General features: G+C 39.2%; 2 protein-coding genes. Both read left to right on the top strand.

From position 1 onward, the window contains the following. Positions 1-50: 50 nt before the first annotated feature. Complete coding sequence (locus A6E03_RS18430; RefSeq protein ID WP_255310671.1) at positions 51-1,256, top strand: hypothetical protein; 1,206 nt, start codon at positions 51-53, stop codon at positions 1,254-1,256. Then, positions 1,253-2,241: hypothetical protein (locus tag A6E03_RS18425; protein ID WP_255310670.1), on the top strand; the 989-nt coding region annotated here is incomplete at its 3' end. The genes A6E03_RS18430 and A6E03_RS18425, both read left to right, overlap by 4 nt.

Below are 2,241 nucleotides of genomic sequence, written 5' to 3'. Positions count from 1 at the left end.
TGGTTATACAACGGTTTTGCGAATAATGGTGCATTTGTTAAGGAGGATAAATGATGACGCTAAACAAGGTACTTCTCATTACATGCATAGCCATGTTTTTAAACGGATGCAACCAAGAAGAATCATCTGCGCCAAGTACCGCAGTCGCCCCTCCAAAAACCGACATTGAATTGCTTAACGAGCAAGAGTGGGACGACAACCGTGTTTATGTCACTAAAGACAACTACATCTTAATGAAAGAAGCGAATGGCACGATACCGGGAATAATGAAGCCCTGCTTTGTGGTGAGCAGCGCCAAAGCATGGGCAAGAGAAGATTTATCGAATGCAGACTCTTACGATTTACCGAGAGTAGATTTTAGGTGGAATAACGGAGATTTTGTTAGTGCATCAGCCAGTGAAAAAGCCATTTATGAATCTCACGACAAAGTATGGAGCATCAAAACAGACGGTACAGATTTACGATTAGTGACTGATGATTTTAGTGGCGATGTTCGTATCATGCGACGCTCACCTAATAACCGTTATTTAGCGTATTCATACGCATCAAGAACAAGCGGAGGGATAGATAAAGTTATTTTTGATGTGCAAGCGCAGGAGTCTATATTGCTTGGTACAGATTTAGGGCATTCCCAATTTTTATGGGCCGAAGACAGCAGTTATCTGTATTTTGAAGACAGAGCCAAATATTGGAAATACGACCTCGCTACAGGCAAAACTATCCAAATGGACGATGACTTTTATTTTTCTGAAGTGGGGGTGATATACGGTGGGAAGCGGTATGTGGTCTCTGATTTTGGTGTAGTAATTTATGATGAATTAACTGATGAGAGATTACAGTCGTTTGGATATCCATCTAAAGAGGATGAAATTTATTCGCAGTTCATAAAAGATGATAAATTTAGAAAAGATTTCCATATGAAAACTCGCTCAATCAGTCCTGATGGTAAATATGCGTGGGGAGAGTCAAGAAAATATCGTTTTTTTATGAATACAGAAACACGTGGAGTTAGAAGTGAGAAAATTGTTCGTTCAGATGTAGGGGATTATCAATACTTTGAGCAGTTAGGGCTGAATGCTAATTATGTAAGAGATGGTGCTAGAGGTGTCATTTTTCTGAAATTAAACGAAGATAAAACCGTTCCTAAGGATACATGGACGAACTGGCCGCAAGTATGCTCAGGGCATTCAGCCACACTTTCATGGTTATACAACGGTTTTGCAAATAATGGTGCATTTATCAAGGAGGATAAATGATGACGCTAAATAAGGTGCTGCTCATTACATGCATAGCCATGTTTTTAAACGGATGTAACCAAGAAGGATCATCTGCACCAAGTACCGCAGTCGCCCCTCCAAAAACCGACATTGAATTGCTTAACGAGCAAGAGTGGGACGACAACCGTGTTTATGTCACTAAAGACAACTACATCTTAATGAAAGAAGCGAATGGCACGATACCGGGAATAATGAAGCCCTGCTTTGTGGTGAACAGCGCCAAAGCATGGGCAAGAGAAGATTTATCGAATGCGGACTCTTACGATTTACCGAGAGTAGATTTTAGGTGGGATAACGGTGAATTTACTAATGCTTCATCAGATGAGAAAGCCATTTATGAAGCGAGAGACAAGATTTGGAGCATAAAAACAGATGGTACAGATTTACGATTAGTGACTGACTTTTTAGATGTTGTTCCACCAAGGCCACATAACAGAGTAGTAACGGTTAAAATGATGCGTAGGTCACCGAACAATCGTTATTTAGCTTGGAGTAATAATGTTGAAAAAGTCATTTTTGATTTAGAAACCCAAGAGTCGACAGTTTTAGGCACAGATAGGGGCCATTCTCAATTTCTATGGGCTGAAGACAGCAGTTATTTGTATTTTGAAGACAGAGCCAAATATTGGAAATACGACCTCGCTACAGGCAAAACTATCCAAATGGACGATGACTTTCATTTTTCAGAAGTGGGGGTGATATATGGTGGGAAGCGGTATGTGGTTTCTGATTTTGGTGTCGTAATTTATGATGAATTAACTGATGAGAGATTACAGTCGTTTGGATATCCATCTAAAGAGGATGAAATTTATTCGCAGTTCATAAAAGATGATAAATTTAGAAAAGATTTCCATATGAAAACTCGCTCAATCAGTCCTGATGGTAAATATGCATGGGGAGAATCAAGAAAATATCGTTTTTTTATAAATACAGAAACAAGAGACGTTAAATTAGAAAAAAAGGA

The sequence above is a fragment of the Aliivibrio sp. 1S128 genome, assembly GCF_001691065.1.
Lineage (GTDB): Bacteria > Pseudomonadota > Gammaproteobacteria > Enterobacterales > Vibrionaceae > Aliivibrio.
Note: the sequence above shows the minus strand (reverse complement) of the source record. Positions and strands in the feature narration are given on the sequence as shown.

Excerpts from the sequence above, each read along its gene's own strand:
- A6E03_RS18430 (WP_255310671.1), top strand. The coding sequence starts at position 51 with ATGATGACGCTAAACAAGGTACTTCTCATTACATGCATAGCCATGTTT.